At 40.0% G+C, this 24,547-nt stretch carries 24 protein-coding genes; 21 read left to right on the top strand and 3 right to left on the bottom strand.

What is annotated here, in order from left to right; translation table 11 throughout:
• Positions 1-58 precede the first annotated feature (58 nt).
• Positions 59-478 (top strand): thioredoxin family protein, encoded by a 420-nt coding sequence (locus tag ACSSS3_RS13255; RefSeq protein WP_442845013.1) that lies wholly within the window; start codon positions 59-61, stop codon positions 476-478.
• On the top strand, positions 479-916 hold the full coding sequence (locus ACSSS3_RS13250) for a hypothetical protein (RefSeq protein ID WP_442845012.1): 438 nt from the start codon (positions 479-481) through the stop codon (positions 914-916).
• A 203-nt stretch (positions 917-1,119) separates the two neighbouring features.
• On the opposite strand, the gene ACSSS3_RS13245 is transcribed toward ACSSS3_RS13250, so the two are convergent.
• Positions 1,120-1,374, bottom strand: coding sequence for a helix-turn-helix transcriptional regulator (locus tag ACSSS3_RS13245; RefSeq protein WP_442845011.1), 255 nt, complete (start codon positions 1,372-1,374; stop codon positions 1,120-1,122).
• Positions 1,375-2,376: 1,002 nt separating this feature from the next.
• Between ACSSS3_RS13245 and ACSSS3_RS13240 the strand changes: the two genes are divergently transcribed.
• The 12 genes from ACSSS3_RS13240 to ACSSS3_RS13185 all read left to right on the top strand — a co-directional run bounded on the left by ACSSS3_RS13240 (position 2,377) and on the right by ACSSS3_RS13185 (position 17,267).
• The gene (locus ACSSS3_RS13240) at positions 2,377-2,733 is read left to right on the top strand and encodes a DUF6970 domain-containing protein (protein ID WP_442845010.1); all 357 of its coding nucleotides are present in this window, start codon (positions 2,377-2,379) and stop codon (positions 2,731-2,733) included.
• Positions 2,734-2,862: 129 nt separating this feature from the next.
• Positions 2,863-3,684 carry an RteC domain-containing protein gene (locus tag ACSSS3_RS13235; RefSeq protein WP_442845009.1) on the top strand — a complete coding sequence of 274 codons (822 nt, stop codon included), beginning with the start codon at positions 2,863-2,865 and terminating at the stop codon, positions 3,682-3,684.
• A 257-nt stretch (positions 3,685-3,941) separates the two neighbouring features.
• Entirely contained in the window at positions 3,942-4,226 is a 285-nt protein-coding gene (locus ACSSS3_RS13230; protein WP_442845008.1) for a helix-turn-helix domain-containing protein, read from the top strand.
• A gap of 3 nt (positions 4,227-4,229) precedes the next feature.
• Complete coding sequence (locus tag ACSSS3_RS13225; RefSeq protein WP_442845007.1) at positions 4,230-4,946, top strand: hypothetical protein; 717 nt, start codon at positions 4,230-4,232, stop codon at positions 4,944-4,946.
• Positions 4,930-5,592, top strand: a complete 663-nt coding sequence (locus ACSSS3_RS13220; protein WP_442845006.1) for an ATPase — start codon at positions 4,930-4,932, stop codon at positions 5,590-5,592. The genes ACSSS3_RS13225 and ACSSS3_RS13220 overlap by 17 nt, the downstream gene beginning before the upstream one ends.
• A gap of 111 nt (positions 5,593-5,703) precedes the next feature.
• A complete protein-coding gene (locus ACSSS3_RS13215; RefSeq protein WP_442845005.1) occupies positions 5,704-6,480 on the top strand; it encodes a LytR/AlgR family response regulator transcription factor in 777 nt (258 codons plus the stop codon).
• 1 nt (position 6,481) lies between these two features.
• Positions 6,482-8,083, top strand: a complete 1,602-nt coding sequence (locus tag ACSSS3_RS13210; RefSeq protein WP_442845004.1) for a sensor histidine kinase — start codon at positions 6,482-6,484, stop codon at positions 8,081-8,083.
• 96 nt (positions 8,084-8,179) lie between these two features.
• Complete coding sequence (locus tag ACSSS3_RS13205) at positions 8,180-10,738, top strand: zinc-dependent metalloprotease (protein ID WP_442845003.1); 2,559 nt, start codon at positions 8,180-8,182, stop codon at positions 10,736-10,738.
• A 5-nt stretch (positions 10,739-10,743) separates the two neighbouring features.
• Positions 10,744-14,040, top strand: coding sequence for a SusC/RagA family TonB-linked outer membrane protein (locus ACSSS3_RS13200; RefSeq protein WP_442845002.1), 3,297 nt, complete (start codon positions 10,744-10,746; stop codon positions 14,038-14,040).
• A 9-nt stretch (positions 14,041-14,049) separates the two neighbouring features.
• Positions 14,050-15,366: a RagB/SusD family nutrient uptake outer membrane protein gene (locus ACSSS3_RS13195; protein WP_442845001.1), complete on the top strand. Its 1,317-nt coding sequence runs from the start codon at positions 14,050-14,052 to the stop codon at positions 15,364-15,366.
• An 88-nt stretch (positions 15,367-15,454) separates the two neighbouring features.
• Complete coding sequence (locus ACSSS3_RS13190) at positions 15,455-16,492, top strand: hypothetical protein (RefSeq protein WP_442845000.1); 1,038 nt, start codon at positions 15,455-15,457, stop codon at positions 16,490-16,492.
• A gap of 145 nt (positions 16,493-16,637) precedes the next feature.
• The gene (locus tag ACSSS3_RS13185) at positions 16,638-17,267 is read left to right on the top strand and encodes a M48 family metalloprotease (RefSeq protein ID WP_442844999.1); all 630 of its coding nucleotides are present in this window, start codon (positions 16,638-16,640) and stop codon (positions 17,265-17,267) included.
• A gap of 235 nt (positions 17,268-17,502) precedes the next feature.
• Here the strand turns inward: ACSSS3_RS13185 and ACSSS3_RS13180 are convergent, their stop codons facing one another.
• A complete protein-coding gene (locus ACSSS3_RS13180; protein WP_442844998.1) occupies positions 17,503-17,718 on the bottom strand; it encodes a hypothetical protein in 216 nt (71 codons plus the stop codon).
• Between the two features lie 36 nt (positions 17,719-17,754).
• On the bottom strand, positions 17,755-18,348 hold the full coding sequence (locus ACSSS3_RS13175; RefSeq protein WP_442844997.1) for an N-acetylmuramoyl-L-alanine amidase family protein: 594 nt from the start codon (positions 18,346-18,348) through the stop codon (positions 17,755-17,757).
• Between the two features lie 159 nt (positions 18,349-18,507).
• Here ACSSS3_RS13175 and ACSSS3_RS13170 point away from each other — a divergent pair, with 159 nt between their 5' ends.
• Genes ACSSS3_RS13170 through traM form a run of 7 tightly spaced genes read left to right on the top strand, consistent with a single transcriptional unit; the run spans position 18,508 to position 24,546 of the window.
• Positions 18,508-18,795 carry a hypothetical protein gene (locus ACSSS3_RS13170; RefSeq protein ID WP_442844996.1) on the top strand — a complete coding sequence of 96 codons (288 nt, stop codon included), beginning with the start codon at positions 18,508-18,510 and terminating at the stop codon, positions 18,793-18,795.
• Between the two features lie 11 nt (positions 18,796-18,806).
• Positions 18,807-19,091, top strand: a complete 285-nt coding sequence (locus ACSSS3_RS13165) for a hypothetical protein (protein WP_442844995.1) — start codon at positions 18,807-18,809, stop codon at positions 19,089-19,091.
• Positions 19,078-21,507, top strand: a complete 2,430-nt coding sequence (locus ACSSS3_RS13160; RefSeq protein ID WP_442844994.1) for a TraG family conjugative transposon ATPase — start codon at positions 19,078-19,080, stop codon at positions 21,505-21,507. The genes ACSSS3_RS13165 and ACSSS3_RS13160 overlap by 14 nt, the downstream gene beginning before the upstream one ends.
• 19 nt (positions 21,508-21,526) lie before the next feature.
• Positions 21,527-22,126, top strand: coding sequence for a conjugal transfer protein (locus ACSSS3_RS13155; RefSeq protein ID WP_442844993.1), 600 nt, complete (start codon positions 21,527-21,529; stop codon positions 22,124-22,126).
• A 2-nt stretch (positions 22,127-22,128) separates the two neighbouring features.
• On the top strand, positions 22,129-22,971 hold the full coding sequence (locus ACSSS3_RS13150; protein ID WP_442844992.1) for a hypothetical protein: 843 nt from the start codon (positions 22,129-22,131) through the stop codon (positions 22,969-22,971).
• A 10-nt stretch (positions 22,972-22,981) separates the two neighbouring features.
• A complete protein-coding gene (locus ACSSS3_RS13145; protein ID WP_442844991.1) occupies positions 22,982-23,599 on the top strand; it encodes a conjugal transfer protein TraK in 618 nt (205 codons plus the stop codon).
• Between the two features lie 17 nt (positions 23,600-23,616).
• On the top strand, positions 23,617-24,546 hold the full coding sequence (gene traM, locus ACSSS3_RS13140; RefSeq protein ID WP_442844990.1) for a conjugative transposon protein TraM: 930 nt from the start codon (positions 23,617-23,619) through the stop codon (positions 24,544-24,546).
• The last annotated feature ends 1 nt before the right edge of the window (position 24,547 follow it).

The following is a 24,547-nucleotide window of genomic DNA, read 5'->3' as shown; positions in this document are numbered from 1 at the left end:
TGTGCTGGTTTATTCGCTACTGCACATACGCTGGGACATTAGGCAAAAAACGAAACAAATGAAGTATCTGATAATTCTAATAATGATTTTTGGTTTATCTGAAAATATAAATGATGAAACCATTGATTGGAACACAAATTTAGAATCCGCAATGGAATTGGCAGATTCTGAAAATAAACCAATTTTCATTTATTTTGGAGCAGATTGGTGTGCACCTTGTAGGATTACTGAAAACCAAGTGTTTTCTGAATCAAAGTTTATTGAATTCTCCAAAAAATATATTATGGTGAAAATTTATGATGATTTCAATAAGGAAAATAAAAAAGGGTTTGACTATTATCAAGAGAAGAAAACTGAATATAAAATAACTTCAATACCAGTATTTGTAATAGTAAATAAAAAAGTAGAAAAAGGAAGGTTTTCCGGGATATTTCACACACCAATGGAATTGATAAATAAAATTAATTCTTATAAATAGATGGAGAAAAAAGACATCATAGAAGTTAGATTAAAAATTTTAGCATTGATTGGTGCACTAATTTCATTTTTTTACGGGATTTACAAATATCAACAAGTTAACGACGATAATTCTTCAAAGGCATTTTGGGAACAGCAATTTCCAATTTACAAAGAATTATGTGAAAATACTGCAATAATTGCTGTCACAAATGATTCGATTAAAAGTTTAAGAGCAACTGAGAATTTTTGGAGAATGTATTATGGAGAAGCTCGTATGGTTGTTGATTGGCAAGTTCATGAAAAAATGAGTAATTATGCTTCGATTCTAAAAGATGTAGAAAGAGGGTTTAAAAATAAGCAAGAATTAAAAGTAGCCTCATACGAATTGGCTACTGAATGTCGTAAATCAATTTCAACATCTTGGGATATTCCGTTAAGTGAATTAAAAACAGAATAAGTACTTGTACCTAATAAAGCAGGCGAACATGACCTGAAAGCTCTCGTTGACACCCGCATACGGCAGGCAGGTACGACGGTTATTTACATCAAAACCTTACTTTAGTCTAGATCCCAGCATACTCTCCAAACCTCTTAGTATTAAACGTTTTTAACTAATTATAGTCTTCAATACTAGGCTGCCGGTTACTGGTCAACTGTAGTTTATAAACCCATACCTTCCAGATCTAGTGAGACAACCCGGTTACGCAATTCATAAACCAGTTGGGTGTTGGTTTTGCAATTGAATTTTTTACGCAGGCTGCGAAGGTGTTTGTCAACACTGCTCATGGAGTTGGCCTCTATAGCGTAGAATTCCAGAATTACCGGTATTTTACCTACAGGAACTCCGTGAGCCAAAGCACTTAGAAGATAGCGCTCATATGGGCTGAGATTGGGCATTTTAGCAGAGGTTTTCATCTTTAGCGTTTAGATAAAGATAGTTGAAGCGATTTAAAATGTCAATTCATAAATCCCATGTTATCCTAATAACGCTAAAACAAGTCTTAAACTATAAAAACTAATTATCGGACTGGTAAGCAGGCCAACTGTAGGGAGTTGACCTGTTTTTAATTTTCTTACCAGCTGTTTTATAGAAGCTCCCATTGCAAGAACACGAATAAGGTGTATTTCATAGTTCGTTAGAGACATCCTTATATCACATTTTGTAAATACTACAGCTTTGAATAACAGAAATTATTCCTTTCCGGAGACTCTACAAAATACGTAAGGCTATATTTTTTCAGTTTTAGTAGAACTCAACTACAAAGCATTGTTTTTGTGATTAGTAACCTAAAATAAATCTTATTTAATAGGTCGTAATTCGTGAATCACGACTACATCAACTTGACTCCAAAAGCTGAATGTACTTCATTTGTACAAGCAAAATCAGATAGGCCATTCCAACGAAATGGATATGTGATAAGCGTCAGTTGCTTTGTGCAATTCATCCCTAAAAACTTCAAAATTTTGGAATGGGATAGCATCTCAAAATTTTAAGTGGATACCTTTTAAGACTAAATTTATTTAATTTAGTTAGCAAGCAGGTCAACTGTAGGGGGTTGGCCTGTTTTTTCTAGTATTACCTTTAATACGCAAGCCCCGTATTTCAAAATATTTTCCTTTGATTTAAAAGCCTAAAGCGAAAATTATGATGAGAAGTAATTTTCCTATCGTATTTGGCTGTGCTGATCGTATCTTGTTATAGTCATGAAAGCAGGAGATAAAAACACAGTACCTGCATAGGATAAGTGATTATTTCTGAAACAGTATTTTCGCATATCTAGCAGTTCAATTCAAATCACTTCGTTTAGGCTTTTGAATATACCATTTTAATAGGACAGCTTGCCAATCCAGTCAAAGCTTTTGTTTTAGAGGCTGTGATCTCGTAAATGTACTCTAAGGGTAAAATATTTAAAACACATGAAATCCTTATTAATTAAAAACTTAAAATTCCTAAGCCTAATTCTGATAGCCTGTTGTATTTGCTGTGAAAAAGAACCCGTAGAAGAATTACCTATTTGCCTCCAGGATACGGTTTCTTATGTCTTAGAAAGACCAGTACAGGATCCAAGAGCCTCTATCGAGAAATGGAAATACAAAAATGAAGAAGTATATTTAATAGCTGCAATGAATTTTCCAGATGGGGAATCTTTCGTTGTAACGCTAGATTGTAAAACTACCATTTGTAGTTTCGGAGGTTTTGATGGTCCTCAAAATGATTGCGAAAACTGGGAAGACGCTACTTTTATCAAGACCATCTGGGTTGATAAAAGATGATTTGCAGCTACATTTTATAAAAATCAACAGTATTTCTAACTAATTTTTATAAATCCAAACATCCCCCATTACCAAAAAAAAGCAAAACCCATCAATTCCTATTAATTTCTGCTTTCTAAGCAGGAAGTGATGGAATGGGATTTACGTATCCGGGAATTTAAAACAAGACTCAAACGTCTGCACAAAGAACAGGCGTATAATCCCCAGCTGTATACGTTATGCTTAAACTATGTGGCCCAGGTTCAAAAGCAACTGGAACAGGATTTTAAAGCTATATCAGATCTACAAGAAACAGAAGAAATCTACTTTTTTAAGCACATTAAACCCATTGTTTGTGCACATAACCTGTTCTACCGGAAGATTATCCAATTGCAGCACGAGAAACCTTTAAAAGCGCTTAAAACACAAATAAGGTTTTACAAAAAACAACTCGATATAGAGTACCGCTTCAAACTGCGACATAAAGCCTTTGCCTACTACCTTAAATCAAAACAAACCCATTTAGACGCGATCTACTTTATACGCAGGGAACCCCTCCCCTACGATCCCGATGATCTCAGGCTCCAATACAATCTAAATTATTCAACACCTCGAGATTTTTTGACGGCAAAACTGGCAGGCGCAGCACTGCTTACCGAATACCTTAAAACCAAAATTACGCAATTAGCAGACCGCCCAACAGTTGAACCTGACACCCCCCATTTAGACTGGAGCGGGTCGCGAACTGATCTTATCGAACTTACCTACGCCCTGTATCACGCTAAAGTCATTCATAAAGGGAAAGCCGACATTATTGAAATCGCCCGGGCCCTAAGTAATTTCTTCAATATGGATCCCGGTGATGTTTATAAAACCTATTCTGAAATCAAATCCCGTAAAAAAAGCAGAACCAAATTCCTCGACGAGATGGCTATGAATCTGACATTGGCAATGGACCGTGAGGACTTTTAAATCACCCCACTCCGGTTCACCCCCGAAAAGTAAAATCAGCTGTACTAACTGCTTAGCCATTTTCAAAAATTCCCTTCATTCTGTGATGAAATACCGGTTTTTGACGGCTGTTAAAGTTTAACCGGGGCTCCGGTTTCCCTGGGAACAAACGGGTACAAATCCCCTCAAATTCGTAGAACGAAAGTCAAACCGGGATTGGGACTATCAAAAAAAAAGAATAACCACGATAGTCCCTTTCTTTTTAAAAACGTTTTACTATGCCAGCAACACTTATTACCACAGACGATCTGCGTGAGTTCAAATTAGAACTCCTCAAAGAAATCAAAACCATTATCAACAATCAGGGAACCCAAAAACTCAAAAAATACCTCAAATCTTCTGAGGTGATGGAGTTGCTTCAGGTTAGTCCAGGCACTCTGCAAAACCTACGCATCAACGGAACCCTGCCCTTTACCAAAGTGGGCGGCATCATCTACTACGATGCCCAGGATATTCAAAAAGTAATGGAAGACAACCGGGTACACTACGGTCTAAAACCCTGAAGTATGAATTACATAAAGCTTCTGCACGCAGCATTTACGCTTTTCTACGACGACGAACGCTTAAATCCTACCCACATCAGCCTCTATATGGCCTTGTTTCAGGAATGGAACAGTTCGCGCTTTAGCGAAGGCTTCTATGTAAGCCGTGGGGTATTGATGCGTGTGGCCAAATTAGGCTCTAAGACCACCTACCATCGCTGTATGACCGAGCTTAACGATTGGGGATATCTTACCTATCTGCCGTCTAATAATCCCTATAAGGGCAGCACCATTAAGATGACCTTATTTGAGACCAGTGATGAACCGGTAGCAGACGGGTCTGATACCAGACTGGAACACGTAGCGGAACACTACCATCCCACCACGATACCGCAACTGGGACACTACCGTCCCGATAATGTACCGGTAGTAGGCCGCCACCGTCCCATAAGCGGACAAGCACTGGTATCTACTACAAACAATACAAAACATGCAAACAATATAAAACAGCCAAAGGACTATTTGGCCGTTTTAGAATTTTTTGAAGAACAACACGCAGATGCCACAGAAGCAGAAAAATTTTACGATCACTACCGGGCAACAAACTGGGAAGATGCCGGGGGGAAGCCGATTCGGGATTGGCAGGCTTTAGCCCTCAGCTGGATTAAAAACGAGAAACCCGATTTCGAGTCGGACAACCTGCGAACCATCAAAAACAAGGATTATGGAAAACCCCTCTAAAATCATTGAAGGTGGCGTAGAGTATAGCCTGGGAACGTTTAACGGTAAAAAAATGCTCTATGATTTTCCCAAAGTGCTGATCTACCTCAATGCCAAAGGCAAGCTGGAGTTTGGTAATAAGTTTCGCATTCATGAGGAAGATCAGGAGATCCTGCGCAAGCTCTGCTCCTACTTCATTCGCGATAAAGTGTATTGCGAATCTCAGGGCATCGATATCGAAAAAGGCATTCTGCTTTCCGGACCGGTAGGCTGTGGTAAAACCAGCCTGATGAAACTATTGCGTTTTCTGGTGCCCCTGCAAAAACCTTACGAACTCATTCCCTGTCGCAACATCAGCTTTGCCTTTAATCATTTGGGGTTTAAATCGATTGAAGCATACGGCAATTCCAAATACTACTGCTTTGACGATCTGGGTGTAGAACCGGCCGGCCGGTATTACGGTAAAGACCTCAATGTGATGGGGGAAGTATTGCTATCGCGTTACGAACTTTATTTAAGCACCAAACGGCAGCTTAAAACCCACGCCACGACCAACCTAAACGCAGACGAACTCGAAGCCCGCTACGGCAACCGCGTACGCAGTAGAATGCGTGAGTTGTTTAACCTGGTGGCTTTTGACCGGGATTCTAGAGATAAGAGGATTTAAGTGGGTGCATCCAAAAGATGGTTGTGAGACATCTTTCTGTATTATTCGTGTTGAAGTTTCTTAACTTTGGCCGTCTCTATTAATAGTATCTAATTTAAACAGACCGTAAGGATGGAAGTGGTAATAGTTGAAGATGAAGACCTTGCAGCGGATTCGTTGGAGAAGCTTTTATTGCAGTCACCTTATAATCTTACGATAAAAAAAAGATTGGAAAGTGTATCTGAGGCCCTTGCCTGGTTTAAAGAACATCACTGTGATCTGATCTTCAGCGACATCAGTTTGGGGGATGGAGACAGTTTTGAAATATTTGAGGCTTTAAAGATTAAAACACCTATCATATTTACTACTGCTTATGATCAGTATGCCATTCAATCCTTTCAATTTCAGGCAATAGATTATTTATTAAAGCCTTACAATAGAGCCAGCCTCAACCGAGCTCTTGAAAAGTTTATAGCGCTGTCAAATCGTAAAGAGGAGACTCCTGATAGCCAGGATTTAGAAAGCTTAATAAGCCAGTTAAGAACCATTCCTGAAATAAACACATACCAAACCCGATTTTTAATTACGAAAGGCGATTTATTAGTCTCTATAACCAGTGAGGATATCGCCTATTTTATGGCTGACGATAAATCCCTTTTTCTATTTACCCGTAAGGGGGAAATATTTTTGTACGATGATACCTTATCGAATCTGGAAAGAAAACTTTCACCCCGGGATTTCTTCAAAGTAAATCGAAAATTTATTGTAAGACATAACTCTATAAAATCTATTATAAAATACAGTCAAAGTCGCCTGAAAGTAGAGCTACAACCCCAACCTAGTTTCAATGATCCCATTTTAATAAGTGCAAAAAATATACAGTCTTTTAAGGACTGGCTAAATAATTAAGATGGGTTCAGCAAAACTGCTTACGCGCTTCAAAAAACACAAACGATATTTATACGCCAGCCTGGCTCTTATAATAGTCTTTTTTGTTATAAGTGCTCTTATAACCCCTAAAATCACCTCAGTTGCTGAAAATTTATTAGAAGATGTTGTTCAGGAAAATCTGATCTCTAAGAAGAATAGTATTGCTTTTGAATTTAATAATCTGAACAGTTTTTTAGTGTATTCTGAAAACCTGCTGGCAGATTCTCATCAAAATCAGGATAACCAACTTGTAGAAAAACTTCAATTTACTTCAGATCTGGCCCAAACATCTCCCCTTATAACAAATAGTTTCTCCTATACCCTAACCCCTAAAGGTATTAACAATCTCTATAGCACGAAAGACATCCTTTTTAAAAAGGGGTTGCCTCTTGAGTATCTCAAAGCTGAAACGCGGTTTACAGATACCATTTTAAAACCTATTGGTCAAGTCATTTACAGGAAATTTTATGTGCAAAAAAGCTCGAATAATTTAAGTTATGTGGTAGGATATGACCTGGATTTGTTAGCTTTTTGGAATTATTTTTCAGAAACCAATGAAGCGCGTATAGGATATACAGTTGTTACTACCGATACGGGAATATGCATTTTACATCCCGATCCCAAATTTATTGGTAAAAAGTTAGATTCGTATTTTACAAAGGTTTCAACTAAAGAGGTTTTAAATCCAACATTTCCTTCAAATAATACGCCGTTGACCGATGAAGCAACTTCAGAATATTTAAACCTGAAAGTAAAGCGGTACTTTGATAAAGTACAGGTTGGAAACTCATCATTGATTATCATTGAAAGCTTTCCTCTTGACCTCATTCTTAACGAACGAACACAACAAATAAACAGTTATTTTCTTTGGATAAGCCTCCTTGCGTTTGTGATATTCATGTTGATGTTACTGGTTTCCCGATATCAATTAAGAGAAGAGTTTCTGGAAAATCTAAAAATCGTAGAAGAAAAGGAGCAACTCATAAACGCAAATGAAAAGTATCAAAAAGAAAATGCTCTTTTACAATTGAACCAGTTAAAGAAGAAAATGAACCCTCACTTTCTTTTCAACAGTCTAAATTCCCTACATATACTGATCGAATCAAAACCGGAATTATCTCAGGAATTTCTTATGAAGCTGGCAGATGTATACCGCTATTTGCTGGAGAATAAAGAAGGGGATTTGATTTTGCTAAAGAAGGAGCTTAAATTCTTAGACCAATATTTTTTTCTTCAAAAAATTAGATTTGGTGAAAGTATACGTGTAGTTAAGAACTACAGCGTTGATGAATCATTAATTCGCTCCACTAAAATTCCCTTTCTTGCTTTGGAAACCGTAGTTGAAAATGCTATTAAACACAATGAATTTACAAAACAGAATCCGCTACGAATTGAACTCATTTTATATCAGGATCGTATTGAGGTGATCAATACCTATACTCCAAGAAAAAACAAAACTGTTGAAAGTCACAAACTGGGATTACGCTACCTGAAAAATACCTATAGGTTTTATGATTGCGATGGCTTTAGTACAGAAATTTCAGATGGAAATTATAAATGTATTCTTCCCTTGTTACCTTAAAATCGAATTTCACTCCTAAAAAACAAGACTTCACTCCATTTGCTTTTTATTAACTTATCAAATAACGGAGATTTAGCGTTAAAATAATCTAAATCAATGGAGAAATCTTTAATTGCTTCCGTCTTCGTGAGTCGGTTTTTCATCCTTGTAGCACTTTTTTTGTATCAATCTCAATTTGCTCAGAAAGATAAAGACCAAAACAAAGATAGAGCGGAGGATATTGAAAAGGTAATTGATTCTTTAACCGATGCGGACCAGAAATTATCATACCAGCATTTTTTAAAAAAAGGTAACCTCAAAAAAGGTTTATTCAATGTTTACAATCTGGAAGGTGACTATTATTTTGAAATCCCGGATTCTCTAATATCTAGAGATTTACTGGTCGTCAATAAAATATCGAGCGTACCTTATGCCCTGAACGGACACGGGCTAAATAAAGGGATGGCTTTTGAAACCAAGCTGATTCGATTTTATAAAGATACTATTCGAAAGAAAGTGTGGGTAAAAACCATCAATCCGCGAGTACAATCTCCAGCTTCAGATGCCATAACCCGCTCTGTTAAAGATAATTTTGGAGAGTCAATAATCGAAGAATTTGATGTCAAAGCTGAAAATATAGATTCAACTTCGGTCTTTATCAAAATAAATAAAATATTCAACGGGAAGGAAAAAAGCTTTAGTGACATCCTGGCAAATACGGGACTCGGAGGTAGTATTAAAACCGATTTATCCATTCTGGAAGAAGTAAAGACGTTTCCTGAAAATATCGTGGTAAAATCACTTTTAACCACATCCGTAAGTGAAGGAGGCGGACCTGCTTTACCCCTATCTATTGGGGTGACCACAAATCTTGTTCTGTTGCCAGCAGATATTATGAAACCAAGATTTGGAGATAACCGCATCGGCTATTTTGGTACACCTATGGACTACTTTTCAGATGTACAGCAGGAAGTTGAAACGAGGCAACTAATAACCCGATGGCGACTTGAACCAAAATCGGAGGATATCAAAAAATACAATCAGGGAATACTTGTTGAACCCAAAGAACCCATAATCTATTATATAGATCCTTCTACCCCTCCCCAGTGGGTGCCTTACATAACAAAAGGGGTTTTGAATTGGAATAAAGCCTTTGAAGAAGCCGGTTTTAAAAATACCATTCAAGTCAAAATTCCCTCGAAAGAAGATCCCGATTTTGATATAGATGATGTACGTTATTCTGTAATCACTTATGCGGCCTCAGAAAATCAAAACGCGATGGGTCCTTCAGTTGTAGACCCCAGGAGCGGACAAATTTTGGAATCGGATATTATTTGGTGGCATAACCTGATGAAAGGTTTACATTCCTGGATTCGTGTTCAAACAGGCCCCATTGATCCTTCAGCTAGAACTAATAGGTTTTCAAATGAATTGATGGGAGAAGCTATTCGGTTTGTTTCCTCACATGAAGTAGGTCATACCTTTGGACTTAAACATAATATGGGAGCCTCCCACAGCTATCCTGTAGATTCATTGAGATCGAGATCTTTTACTTCAAGAATGGGTGGGACGGCACCGTCTATTATGGATTATGCCCGTTTTAATTACGTGGCACAGCCCGAGGATAATGTTGTGGATATCACCCCGGAAATCGGTATATATGATAAATACGCTATTGCATGGGGTTACCGGTGGATTGAAGGTAAATCTGCTCAAGAGGAACTACCCATTTTAAATCAATGGATACGCAAACACGAAGATGATCCGCTCTATTTTTATGGTCCCCAACAGGCAGATGTGATCGACCCCAGATCACAAAGTGAAGATTTAGGAGATGATGCGGTAAAAGCAAGTGAATACGGTTTAAAAAACCTAAAGCGGATCATTCCCAATCTTCTCAAGTGGACCGAAGAACAGGGCCAGGACTATTATAAAGCATCAAAGTTGTACAAGGCTGTCATTGACCAATGGGAGCGTTACAATCATCACGTAATGGCAAACATAGGAGGGGTTTATCTCAACAATGCCATATATGGAGATGGAAAAGACGCTTACGTGCCTGTGCCAGCAGCCATGCAAAAGAGAGCATTGCATTACCTGATAGAGCACGCGATAAAACCGCAAAAATGGCTTTTCACCCCTGAAATTACCGATAAAGTTTTTGCAGTTCGCGATGCTCCTGATGGAGAACGCTATTACTCCCCGGTTTCCATGCTTCGTATTTATCAGACCAATGTAATCTATGATTTAGTGGATACAGATCGGATCATGCGCATAACTGAAAATCAGGTTCTTGAAGAAGCGGGTAATCCCGTATTTACAGAACAATACCTATTTGATCAATTGTATGATGCCATTTTTGAAAAAACTCAAAAAGGCAAATCTTTAGACCTATATGACCGGATAACCCAAAAGAATTATGTGGATGTTCTCACTGTAGACCGTAATAAGCTCCTTGAAAAAACTAAGGAAAATACATTGTCGGAAAATTCCAAACAGTTTAAAAACGTGCACTTTTCATACCTGCCCCGTGTTTCAGATGCAGGAACAAACAAGAGAGCAGCACTTGAAAACGTATTGTCCTTGTTGCAAAAGAAAAAGAAACGAGGTGATGAGGCAACCCAGGCGCATTATCGGGATCTTATTTCCAGAATTGAATACAATTTGAACCATTAGAGCTCATGAAGAATTTAATATATCTGATGATTTTCGTTCCCCTCCTTTCTACTGCTCAGAAAAAGCAGAAACTGGTGAGCGGTACTGTTGTTGACGCGACTATGAACATGCCCATTCCTGGTGCTTCCGTTTACATCTCTTCATCAATGGTAGGCAGTAAAGCTAAGGAAAAAGGCGTGCTGGATGGTGCTATGCTGGGAACTACCACAGATTTTGACGGGAATTTTGAGCTTAGAATCGATGATACCGTAAAATCGCTTGTTGTATCCTATATGGGTTTTGAAACCAAAACCATTGATGTGTCTGGCTCCGCTGCTAACCTGACTATTATTTTAGAAGAAAGTACTCAGAATTTAGACGAGGTACTGATTACGGGCTACCAGAAAATTGAGAAACGCAAAGCTACATCCGCTTACTCCACAATTGGTGTTTCTGAAATTCAGCAGGCGGGTGTGGCAACAGTAGACCAAATGCTTACCGGACAACTCCCTGGTGTTTTTGTGCAGCCTACCAGTGGTGCTCCAGGTGCCCCTTCTAAAATTTCCATACGTGGAACCGCAACGTTAAACGGTTCGTCCGATCCGCTGTGGGTTTTAGATGGTATTCCGTTAGAAGGAGAAGACATTCCCAAAGAGTTCCGTGATAAAGATAATATTGATAATCTTCAATCCTTCCCTGTTGCAGGCCTTAATCCCGAGGATATAGAGAGTATCACTGTTTTAAAAGATGCTGCCGCGACCTCTATTTATGGAGCACGAGCTGCTAATGGCGTTATTGTGATCACCAGTAAGAGCGGTAAAAAAGGTGGAATGCGCATCAATGCCTCGGCAAACGCATTTATTACTCAAAAACCAGATTACAGCAAATTAAATCTGATGAACGCTTCTCAAAAGGTAGATTTTGAATTGTTTCTGGCCAGCCGTGAGGATCTTAATTACCAAAAGGATCGGGGTGATGTAGCTCGCATATTGAATACCTATAATTCTTATGATACATTTCAAAACAACGGATTTTCAGCATTAGATCCGGAAGTACAAAATGCCGTCAATAACCTGAGAACGATAAACACAAACTGGGGAGATCAATTATATCAGATGGCAGTCAACCAGCAATACAGTTTGAGTATATCTGGAGGGAATGATCAAAATACCTATTATTTTTCTGCCGGTATTTTTGATGAAAAGGGCGGTACCATTGGTACCGGACAACAGCGCTATAACATCACCTTAAAAGATAATTTTAATATAACTAATGATTTTAAAGTTGGTGTTTCGGTATTTGCCAGTCAGAATAAAACATTTTCTTACATCACCGGTGCCGACTCGTATACCAACCCGGCCTACTATGCCCGTAATGCCAACCCCTATTTACGTCTCACGGATGATCAGGGGAATTACGTTTACGATCCTGATCTGGTAGAGCGTTCTGACCTTAACCTCAACTATAATGTACTGGAGGAGCGCAGAAATACCAGTCATGATTTGGTAGCAAATTCTATAAAATCGATCTTAAATGCAGATTATGATGTAACCGAAGACCTTCATTTATCTACACAGCTGGGTTTGCAATTTGACTTTAACCGAACCGAAAAATTCAGTGATCAAAACAGCTATTATACTCGAAAATACAGACAGCGTTCTCAATACGCTACCCCTACTGGCGATGCCTATTTTATGCCCGATGGTGGAATAATTCAAAACTGGAATACGGACGTTTTTCAATATAATTGGAAAAGTACTGCCAATTACAATACCACATTTAATAATCTTCACGAACTGGATGTAATGTTAGGCACAGAGTTTCGAAGGAATAAAACTGAAGAAATTCAAACCAAAGGTTTTGGCTATAACCCTAATACGCTTACCACCATTCCTATAACCGATGAGCGGGTATTAACCAATTCTTTATTTGACCCGCTTAATAAGCGCTACAATGAGAATGCTTTTGCTTCGTTCTTCAGCACAGCATCCTACACCTATGACCGGAAATACACGGTATTTTCAAGTTTAAGATATGATGGCTCCAATCTATTTGGTGTAAATCCTAAATACCGATACCTGCCTATCTGGTCTGTAGCAGGATCCTGGAATATACATCAGGAAAGCTTTATGGATACATTGAGCGAGGTAAGCAATCTTAAATTGAGAGCCTCTTATGGTATTCAGGGCAATATTGATAAAAGTACCTCTCCCTATGTCTTGGGGGTTTATGACAATGTCTCCATTTTACCCGGAATGAACGAAGAAATTATTCAGGCCTTGGGAGCCCCCAACCCCAATTTAAGATGGGAAAAAACTACTTCAACGAATATAGGTATTGATTTAGGTCTATTTGATAACAAAGTCTTTCTGGTTGGAGATTACTACTACCGTAAGAGTACAGACTTGATTGGCCTGAGAGCAGTACCGCTGGAGAGCGGGTATAATTTCATCAATACCAACTGGGGAACGGTTAGCAACAGGGGCTTTGAACTTGCTATAAACACAGTTAATATCTCCAATACTAATTTTAAATGGACCAGCGGTTTAAATATCTCGCAAAATAAGAGCATTGTTGAAGACATTCAAATACGCGAAGAAAATTTTAAACCCTCTTTAAAAGGATATAGTGCAAATGCCATATTTGCTATCAAAACTGCCGGTTTAGATCGTAACGGTCTCCCTTTATTCTGGAAAGATGGGAAAAAGGTTTCCGCTGTGGAATTTTATAATTTGGAAGCAGGTACCGATGGCAGCCAGCTAACCCGCCAGGAACACCGGGATCTGTATTCCTATGTAGGTGATGGCGCTCCGCTACTTAGTGGAGGGTTTAGAAATACTTTTCAATACAAACAGTTTGATTTACGCATACTAAGCAATTTTATAATCAACCAAACTGTGCAGGCAGCCCCAAGCTATTTCCCTACACTAGCTCAGCCGGGGACGAATTACAGTACCGAAATTTTAAATGCCGGTACCGGTAATTTGCCTGCACTCATTGGTGCTAATTCACCCGGTTTTAATACCGACCTGGTTTACAGTTGGTACAATTCATTTGATGCAGGAAGAACTTATAACGATTTGGATATTTGGGTTAAAGATATGTCCTACATCCGTATCAGCAGTATCAGGCTCAGTTATGCTGTGCCTGGCAAACAGTTGGAGAAATTTAACATCTCCGGTTTAAATTTTAATGTAGAAGGTCGAAACCTTTTTGTCTTTGGCAGCGATTATGACGGATATTTTGATCCGGAGACCTATGGAAGTCTTTATGCCCAACCTATTCCAAAGGTTATATCTGCAGGATTTAATCTCACATTTTAAATGATTTTTATGAAAAAACTGGTATATATCTATTTAGTACTGATTACTTGCGTATCCTGTGATGATTATTTGGATATCAAACCTGTAGGGCAGGTTATTCCAAGTTCGGTTGAAGATTATAGAAGTTTCTTGACAACAGCTTATAGCATAAATAATCTGGGAAAGGTTCTAACCACTTACCGCAGTGATGAGTTAAAGCTAAATCCAGATAGTCCCGGCGTTGAACAATATGCTGACATCTATATTTGGAATGATGAAAATCCAGGTCCATTGACGAGGAGTTTCCCATACGCCAGTTTTTACAGCATTATTTTTTACTGCAATCACATTATAGAAAACAGGAACGAGATAACAGGCGATTCAGATGCTATTGATGAGCTTGTGGGAGAAGCTTATGCCCTTAGGGCTTTGCAATACTTTAATCTGGTAAATCTATATGCTAAGTCTTATGATAAATCAACGGCTGATCAGGATCCTGCAGTACCCATCGTAACTAAATACGAAACTGATGTAGAATACCCGGTAAGTTCAGTACAGGAAGTATATGATAAGATCTTGGATGATTTGAACTGGGCAGAAGATTTGATCAATATGGATAAGCAGGATGTGGGTTTAAATTATCGATTTTCAACAGGGGCGGTTAAGGCTTTTCAGGCTCGTGTTTATCTCTATCAAAATGAATGGCAAAAAGCGATTGATCACGCTAATGCGGCTTTGAACCTTCATTCCGAATTGCAGGATTTAAATGCCGATGCCTCCCGTATGCCTTCCGAATACAACTCTGTAGAATCTATTTTGGCATTGGAAACAGTGGCATCTTTCGACATTGCTAACAATACAAACATTTCCGATGATTTAATCGGAATCTACGACCAATCAGCAGATTTACGTTTTAACCTGTATTTCCGACCGGTTTCGGGAGGAAGTTTCCGCAGTAAAAAAAATGCAGATACCAAATATAAAGTGAGTTATCGCACGTCAGAATTGTATTTGACCAAAGCGGAAGCTTTTGCCAGGCTTGGTCAAACAGAAGCTGCAAAACCCCCACTGCTTGAATTGGCCAAAAACAGGTATACGGCCGAAGGATTTGCTGCCTATCAGCAAAGTATTGACGCTTTAAATGAAGAAGAACTGCTTTCGGCTATTCTGAAAGAACGCAGTAGGGAATTTGCCATTGAAGGACACCGCTGGTTCGATTTAAGGCGCACCACACAGCCTGAAATAAAAAAAACCTTTGATGGCCAACGCTATACATTAGAAAAAAATGATGAGCGGTATTCTATTCCCATCCCCAACGATGCTATAATCAACAACCCTGATCTCTAAAACCAAAAATTAAACCGGGCGTTGCGTTGTTATCTTGCGCAAAGTCTGAGAACAAAAAAAGATAACATAACACTATAATTAATTATTTATGAAAAGAACGTATTCTTTTATCCTTAGCCTTTTTGTAGTCGCAATGACTATGGTTTCCTGCTCAGATGATGACAATGTTACACAATCATCACTTGCTGAAATCACCGATTTTACACTTGATTTTACCGGTTTAGAAGCCGATGATGTAGATTATGACCTGGGAACCGATATTACAGTAAGTGTACCTTACGGAACTTCCTTAATTGGTGTAATCCCTGCTATAAGCATTTCTGAAAATGCCAGCATTTCACCGGCTTCAGGAGAAGCTATAACTTTTGAAGACGGTGTGGCCAAAACCTTTACCGTAACCGCAGAAGACGGTTCAACAAAGCAGTACACAGTAACTGTAAATGTTCGCCCGGAAGTAGGAAGCGGCTCTAGGATACAAACTTATACTAAAAGTTTAGATTTGGGTGGTTTTGCTTTAGAAGATTCTTGGTCTTATGAGTATGATGAGAATTCAGGTTTCGTGAATAAATATTCGGTATCTGAAGCCTTTACGGAAACAGTATTATTTACTTTGATTTATGATGATAAAAATCAGGTTATTGAAAAAACAGCTGAAGGACAACGAACAGTTTACACCTATGAAGACGGTATAATCACGAAAGCTGAGGAATTTGAAGACCAGGAATTAAAATACACCTTCGAGTATACTTACAACGATGATGATTTAATGGTAAGAGAAGAAAGAACTAATCACCAAGGGGATGAGCCTGTTTTAGATGACCTAAAAACTTACGAGTATGATGCAAATGGAAATGTTACAAAATACATTACCGGTACAGCTCAAAGTGAAAACAATACTTTTACAGCTAGCTACGATACTAAAAATAATCCTTTTAGAAGTATTTATCCAAAGGCCTTTGCTGCGATAAGTGTCTCAGGATTTGATGGAGTAAACACAAATAATGCAATAATAAGAGATGATGCTGAAGTTTCTTATGAGTATAACTCAGACGACTATCCTGTAGAATCTTCATATTCGACTTCTGAAGCCGTTATTACAAACACCTTCACCTATTACGCAGAATAATTAGCCAATTGATTTTATATTCTTAGTTAAAGAGGCTGTCTATAAGCCAAGACAGCCTCTTTTTTTTCGGCTGAACTACAGAATATTTTTAAAAATCCATCGGAAGCAATAAACAACTAAAAAAACCTTCTTTTATCCTGATAACATGATGAGAAACACGTTATTAATTCTATTTATTATAGGAATCGTCACCTCCTGCAACAGCAATTCTTCGGAAGATGATCAAAAAATACTAACTAAACAAGAACAATTATTTCATCTCTATACTCACGACATAACTCCGCTATTTGAAACTTATTCGGAACTGAATATTCCTGATGAATTACATATAGATGAAGAAGATCATACTGTTAATGCCGGAGCGGCATTTGGGTATATTGAAGTGAGCAGAGGCCTTGTAGAACTGGACGATCCATCAATCCAAATTTTCGTTCTTGCCCATGAGCTCGCACATATCGCTACGCTTACCCAAGCGGAGACATTCAATCTACGAGGTGAAATCCCAGCCGGAATTGAGACTAATGACTATAAAAAAGCAGAATATTTGGCCGATTTAATTGCGTTTTACCAAATCTCGAAAAACCAAACCGAGATTTATGACCTGTTAAAACAAAAATTTGGTTATTTGGAAGCGTTACTGGGGAATGGCGATTTTACACATCCATCCGGAAATAGGAGAGTTGAGTCTCTGAAAACCTATTTGAAGGGAGTCAATACAACGGATGCAGAAACTGCATTTGCAAATAGATTTAGAACAATCTGGAATATGCCTTAATTCTAAAGTACAATTGCTGAACAAAAGCATTATAACTTTCAATAATTCTATTACATTGTTTTAAATGGTAAAAAATAGCTACTCACTAAATAGATCCCAATGATCGCGCGGCAATCTGCTTTTAAGTGACGCACTAGAAGCCCGTTACGGTAACCGCGTAAGCAGTAGAACGCGGAGGTTGTTTAAGCTAGTGGCGTTTGACTAGGATAGTAAGGATAAGCGGATTTAAATAACCTCAGTCTTCCCATCCACAAAGTCCCCTCCCTAACTTTTTGGCCTCCTCCAGGCTAACTTCGCTTACGTCTGTAGAGCAGTTGCTCAAGCCTCTGCAATTCTTTTTAAAATGGTATTTTTTGCTGCTCTTGCCTTTGCAGATATACACGTTACCCGCATTAAATTGAGGTAACAGCGTGAATAAAACTAGCGTTACTAAAACTATTCCTGTTTTCATAATGTTTGACTTGTAATAGCCTGAAAGATAACCTTTTTAGTTTAAGCAAGGCTGTTTATTTATAAATCCCAACTCGACCAGCACGACCGGACAAACATCTTTCAGGTCCCGCAAGACTTGAAAATTTGCAAACTTAACACCCCGATTCCGTTGCCCGGTATGCCTTACCAAACTTTTCCCAAGGACAAGTCCCAGCCAAATCGATTGCCTGGAATATCGGTTCTCCTGATTAGATACAAAGACTTCTACACCAGAAGCATTACGATTCGGCGCATCGTTATAATGCAGGGAAATATAATAATCCGCTCTAAGTATGCGAGCTAGTTTTGTGCGATCTCTAAGACTGATTAAGGTATCGGTATATCGGGTCAGGAAGTATTCAGCCGGCTTCCCGTCAAATTCATTAAGCTGACTCATCTTTAAAGCGATTTCCAGTACCAAATCCTTCTCCTGAATTCCATTTACCCCTACTGCCCCGGAATCAATTCCTCCATGTCCGGGATCAATTACTACTCGAAAAGGCTTGTTCAATTCCTGCCCGAAGATCAAACTAATTTGAAGCAGAAGCAGCATCCAAATGACGTTTTGGAGCTTTTTTCCAAGTCTGGCATTTTGAGTTATTAACAGCACGACGTTCAATTTTAATAGGTTTTGATGGGATTTAAAAGCAAATGAAATCAAATAGAATCAAGAATTATTTTATTCACAATTAATTGATTTTCAATTATTTAAAAATAAATATAGATAATTTTCTTCTCACTGATTTCCAATCTTTTAAATCTTAGAATTATGAAAAAATCAAACGCTTTATTCGCCGGTATGGCTTTGCTATCTGCTCCCCTATTTGCCCAAATAGGTGGTATTGAAGATTCGGTAAACGATGTTTCCGATACCATACGTACCGTATTCCCCATTCTCCTGGGCGTTATTTTCCTGGTGGGTTTTCTTTTTAATGCCGGACACTTTTTTGGAGAGAATGCCGACTTAAAAAAAGGGATCACCCGCGTACTGATATTTGTACTTATAGCCGGAGGTGTGGTGGGAATCTTCACGTACCTCATAGACATCGTAGTTTAAATTGGTATCCAATGAAGAGCTACGCGGTCTATAGAAACATCCGGAAACGGGCGGTCATCTTCGGGCTGCCGGTTTCCCTGTTTGCGGTTCAAATGTGCGCGCTTATCGCCTCCTTGCTGATCGTCATCTTCTCCTTCAGCATGCTGACCATCTTGGTTGCTTTAGTAATCCATGTCCTGCTTTACGTCTGTTTATCCCGACTACAAGGCCTGATGCAATTTCTGCAGTTCGCCAGCGCCTTTCCGAATCTCATCAGTACCAAACAAAACACCGGCCTTTCCTATGATCACGATTAAAAACAAAAACTTCCATCCCATAGCAGCCACCAGCGATCACCTGATATTTTGCAGTAACGGTAATGTGGTGTTGGGTTACCGGCTCGATTTGCCGGAGATCTATTCCCTTTCTGAAAAGGACTTTGAGGAATTGCATTCGGGCTGGTTTCAGGCCTTTAAAACGCTGCCAACCGGCACACGGATCCATAAACAGGATTACTATCACAACACCGCCTTTGATGCCTCCTCCCTGCCGGATGAGTCCTTTCTGGGAAAGGCTACCCAAAGCTATTTCCAAAATCGGGAATATACCGCGCATACCAGCTACCTGTTTTTTGTGCTAACCCATAAATCCAATACCCATGCAACCTACACCAATCCCTTCCGCAAGATCCTCAAAAACCTACCGAACACTCTGGATGATGCTGTACGCCATTTTACGGGAGCTGTTGAAGATGCTGTTAGCTTCCTCAATTCGGGTAAAAAAATCAAACTGAATCCTCTAAATGCAGACGACTTCCAGAAGCTAACCCATACCTATTTCAACGGCTTTAATGATTGTCTGAATACCGATATCCTGTTGGATAAAAACCGCATCAGCATTGGTAAACACCGCTTTGAGGTACTGGCTGTAAATAGTGAGCTGTGCTTTGGAGAGCAGGTAAAAACCAGCAGTATTGACGAACGCTTTACGGCTGATGATTTTCAATTTCATAAGGGATTTATAGACGGACTCGGACTCACCCTTAGTGAAAACCACGTCGTCAATCAAATCCTGATTCTGGATGACAAGCATAAGTGGCGTAAAATACTGGATAAGAAAGTTGAAGAACTCAGCAAGAGTTCCAACTTTGGTTCTCAGAATCGGGTGGTGCTGAAAAAGATTCAGGAGATCCTGGAACAGATCAATACCGATGAGAGCTCTCGGGTGATCCGCGGACAGCTGAGTGTGCTATATTGGGCAGAGAGCCAAAAGCAACTGGATGCCATTGGGGCGAAAATCAAAACCGAATTCAAGGAGCTGGATATTGTTCCCTACTATCCCATAGGCGAAGCCAGAAAAAACTACTTCCTAAATTCCTGGTTCGGATTCGCTTCCCATTTTTCAGATGAAGACCTGTACGTTACCGATCTGAAGCACGCGCTGTGTCTGATGCTGAATAGCACCAATTACAAGACCGACCCTAAAGGCATCCTCTTTAACGACCGCCAATATAATATTCCGGTACTTAAAGATGTTTGGGATGAATCTAAAAAGCGCATCAAGGCCCGTAACTTTGCCATCTTTGCACCCACCGGAGAAGGTAAATCCTTTCTGGCCAATAACATCCTGCGGCAGTTTTACGAAGAAGGGGTGCGTCTGGTAATTATAGATCTGGGAGGCTCGTATACCAAATTTGCCAAACTCTATCCTGATGAACACATCATCCTGCGTTATGAGGCCGGGAAGAATCTGGGGATTAATCCATTTTATACCCCTGAAGGTGAAATCCCTTCTGCAGAACGTCTGGAAGATCTTACCGTATTTCTTTTTGAACTCTACCATACCGAAGGCAGGCAGGCTAAAGCCCAATCGGTTTCCCTTAAAAAAATACTTACCGCTTATTACAGAGCTAACCCATCGCAGCACTCGCTCAACGGATTCTACGACTTTGTTTTTAGCAATCGAAAAGACCTGCTGGCGCAACTTAAAATCCATCCCGACTACTTCGATATTCAGGCGTTCCTTCACGTGATGTCGGAGTATGTTGGCGATGGTCTATACAGCTACCTGTTTGAAGTAGACGAAGATCAGACCTATACCCTGGAAGATAAGCGTATGATCATCTTTGAGCTGGACGAGGTCAAAGACAATAAGGAGATTCTTTCGGTAATGCTGAAGCTCATTAAAACCGCCATACAGCGCACCATCTGGAAAAACAAGGCCGAACGGGGAATCATCCTTTTTGATGAGTTTGCCAAGCAGCTCAAGTTTGAAAATGTGCTGGAGAGCGTCGAGTTTTACTATCAGGCGATCCGTAAACAAAACGGGGCGATTGGTATCATTCTGCAATCCATAAACCAACTGCCGGGCAACGCCACTTCAGCAAGTATTTTGGAAAACACGCAGGTGATTTACAGCCTGAATAATGAAAAAGGCTATGACGAACTCGCCCGCAGGCTTAACCTTTCGAGTCACGATCTCAATCAATTAAAATCCATCCGCAACAAGCTGAGCGGCTCCCGGAAGTACACCGAGATTTTTATCAAGATCGGTAAGGAGAGTAACATCTTCCGCCTGGAAGTTCCCCCTGAAGTTTATGCCGCCTACCTCACAGACGGTAGTGAAAATGAAGCCATCCTAAGCCTTTACGAGCAAACTCAGGATATGAAAAAGGCCATCAAACAATTTATAAGTCCCTCGCGGCCAGCTCAGACCGAAATACAAAAACAATAACCTTTTAATTCATACCACCATGAAAACACACCTCACACGTCACATCAGGAAACTAGTCCTGATATCAGCCCTAATCACAGTATTATTAACGCCCGGCCGTGCCACGGCTCAGGGAATGCCGGTTTATGACAATACCAATTTTGTAAGTCTGGTCAAGTCTTTATTGGAATCAGCCAAACAAACCACCCAACTCCTTAAAACGGTGGAATTCCTGAAACAGCAAAAAGAAAATCTGGAAAAGGTTAACAATGTGGTCAAGCAGCTTAAGGCCGTAAAGGAAATCGGAAAAAACAATGCCCGTCTTATTCAGGTGATGCGGCAGGACTTGCGGGAAATTCTGAACTCTCCCTACATCAAACCCGATGAAGTAGTACGCATCACGGAAGCCTTTAATCAGTTTGTAGACAATTCGCTGGAGGCGATGGACTTTATAGACGAGATCCTATCCAGTAATTATTTAAAAATGTCTGATGCAGACCGTGCGGCAATCTTAAAAGAAAAAGAAGCGGAGTCTAAAGAAATGGTGGCTACGATCAATTTAAAGACCAAACGCTATAAGGAGATCATCGCCTTTCGGAAACTGCAGGATAAAATCAATAACCGCGAAACCGGATTTTAAAGATGGCTGCGCTTGTGATCTTAGGAATCGGTTTGGAGTATGTAGATACCATTTTTGATACCATCATCGCCAGTCCGGTAGCCCAGTATACCATTACCGGTATGAAAACCCTGGCGGTGCTGTTCTTTCTGGTGAACATCCTGAAAAAATACAATGAAGGTATTGCAGACCGCTACGGATATACCTGGGGTTTGAGTCCCGGCGAACTGGCTAAGAATTTTGCGGTGGTACTGGTGGCAATCTTTTCCACGCAAATTCTGGGCTTCTTTGACGGTATTCTGGTCGCTATTGAGTCGCAGTATCGCGATACCGCTCCTGCCCTATTACCGCTACAGATGCAGGAAATCCCCATTGAAGAGGAAGTAGGGATGTTTGAGGCTGCCAAAGCAGCTATGGCCTTACTCTATGAAGCGCTGGTTACCCCTTTGTTTGGTTTTAAAATCTTCGCTTTTATCGGGGGCATCATCTTGTGGATTCTGGATTTATTCATCTATCCCTTATTTCTGGCCGAGCGCTTCTTCCTGCTGGGCATTATGCAGGCCTTTTTTCCACTGATCATCAGTCTGGCGGTATTTGAAAAATTCCGCTCCCTGGCTTACGGGTTCTTTAAACTTTATGCCGCAGTCTATATGCTGGTACCGGCATTCTTTCTGGTCAATGTATTTATCAATGCGATTTACACGGAGATCAACGAACACTTCTGGCTCAATCTGTTTGGAAGCGATTACGGGCAGGAGTTTTTTGCCCCGGTTATTCAATTAGGCTCTATAGGTTTTATCGTTTTTCTAAAATTCAAGCTCTACCGCCGGGCCATCTCGTTTACCCTTCGCTTATTCACGGCTTAAACTAAGTACTATGAAAACACCTTATTTCTCCATGTATTCCACCTTAAAGACCAACCGGCTCATCGTTTGGCTGGTCGTTTTGTGCGCAACACTATCCAGTATGTTTTCTGGGTGGATGGCGTACAGCATTTATCAAGAATCCCTTCAAAATGCTTTTGCAATCAGTACTAACGGAGAAGTCATTCCCTTAAAGCTGGTTGATCAAAACGAAAATCTGGAGGTGGAATCTTTGGCTCATCTCGAATTATTTCACGCGTATTTCTACGATATCGATGCCAGCAATTACGAAAGTAATTTAGAAAAAGCCCTGTGGTTAGGTAACAACTCGGTTGATAATACCTACCGGCAGAAAAAGACCGAGGGCGTTTACAACCGCCTGATTCAATACTCTTTGGTACAGAACGTACTAGGCATGGAATCGAAAGTAGATTTAAATGCCTATCCCTATGCGTTTCAAACCACATTGGTTTTTGAAATCAATCGGGGCAGCATCACCGATACCTACGAACTCATTACTACCGGTAACCTCATTAAGGTAGACCGCAACTTCCCACACAATCCTCACGGATTGCTGATTACCGATTTCTTTGAAAAAAGCCTGCGCAAAATTGATGCAACAAGCAGGTAAATCTAAAAACCAAGACTATGAAAATCCAAAAAAACAAACTCGTCTTTGCCTCGATTATCACGGTGATCATTATGTTTTTAGTCTCTTATGCGATGATGCTGGCCAACCGCGATCAGGAGCCCGAACTTCTAAAAGAAACCCAGGTTCCCGAACTGGAAGTAGATCCGGAGATCTACCGGTCTAAACTGGATGCAATTAATGCGCTAAAAGAAGAACGGAAGAGCACGGCTCCCAGTGTGTATAACGAACTCCTGATGGATTCGCTTGGCTACTTTGATCCTGAATATCCGGAGAACCAAAAGCAACGCATCATCGACAGCATCTATGCATCTGCACGCATCAACTACGATACGGATACCTACTCCGAGCCTGACGATAAAGAAGAACCATGTTCCTATCCTCAAACGGATTCAAAACTGGATTCTCTGGAGCGCATCCAAACCCGCAAAGTTGAAGTTCAGGAACTGGGACTGGAGCATCAGCTGTTCTTTGCAGCCCGACCTCAATTAGTTTCAAATCCGGCTATAGCCCGCGAAATTATTCCGGTTGTAGTAGATGGCGATCAGGTGGTTAAGGCCAACAGCCGCCTGCGCCTGCGAACAACGGAAGCAACGGTTTATCAGGGCAGAACGATTCCTAAGAACACTCATGTGTTTGGCTTTATAAGCTTTCAGCCCAACCGGGTGATGATCCGTATTGAGAGTATTGATCAGCAACCGGTAGACCTGGAGGCATTTGACCTGCAGGATTCACAGGAAGGTATTTACGTGGAAAATAATTTTCGGGCTGAGGCCACACGGGAAGTGCTGGACGATTTAATGCAGGAAGTGAATATCCCTGGAGTACCTCAAGTAGGCGGAGTCAGTCAGATCCTGCGCCGGGGAAACCGTACTGTTAAAGTCACCGTGCTTAATAATTATAAAATGTTGCTTAAACCAGTTAACTAAA

The sequence above is a fragment of the Leeuwenhoekiella sp. H156 genome, from assembly GCF_052218455.1.
GTDB classification, from domain to species: Bacteria; Bacteroidota; Bacteroidia; order Flavobacteriales; family Flavobacteriaceae; genus Leeuwenhoekiella; species Leeuwenhoekiella parthenopeia.
Note: the sequence above shows the minus strand (reverse complement) of the source record. Positions and strands in the feature narration are given on the sequence as shown.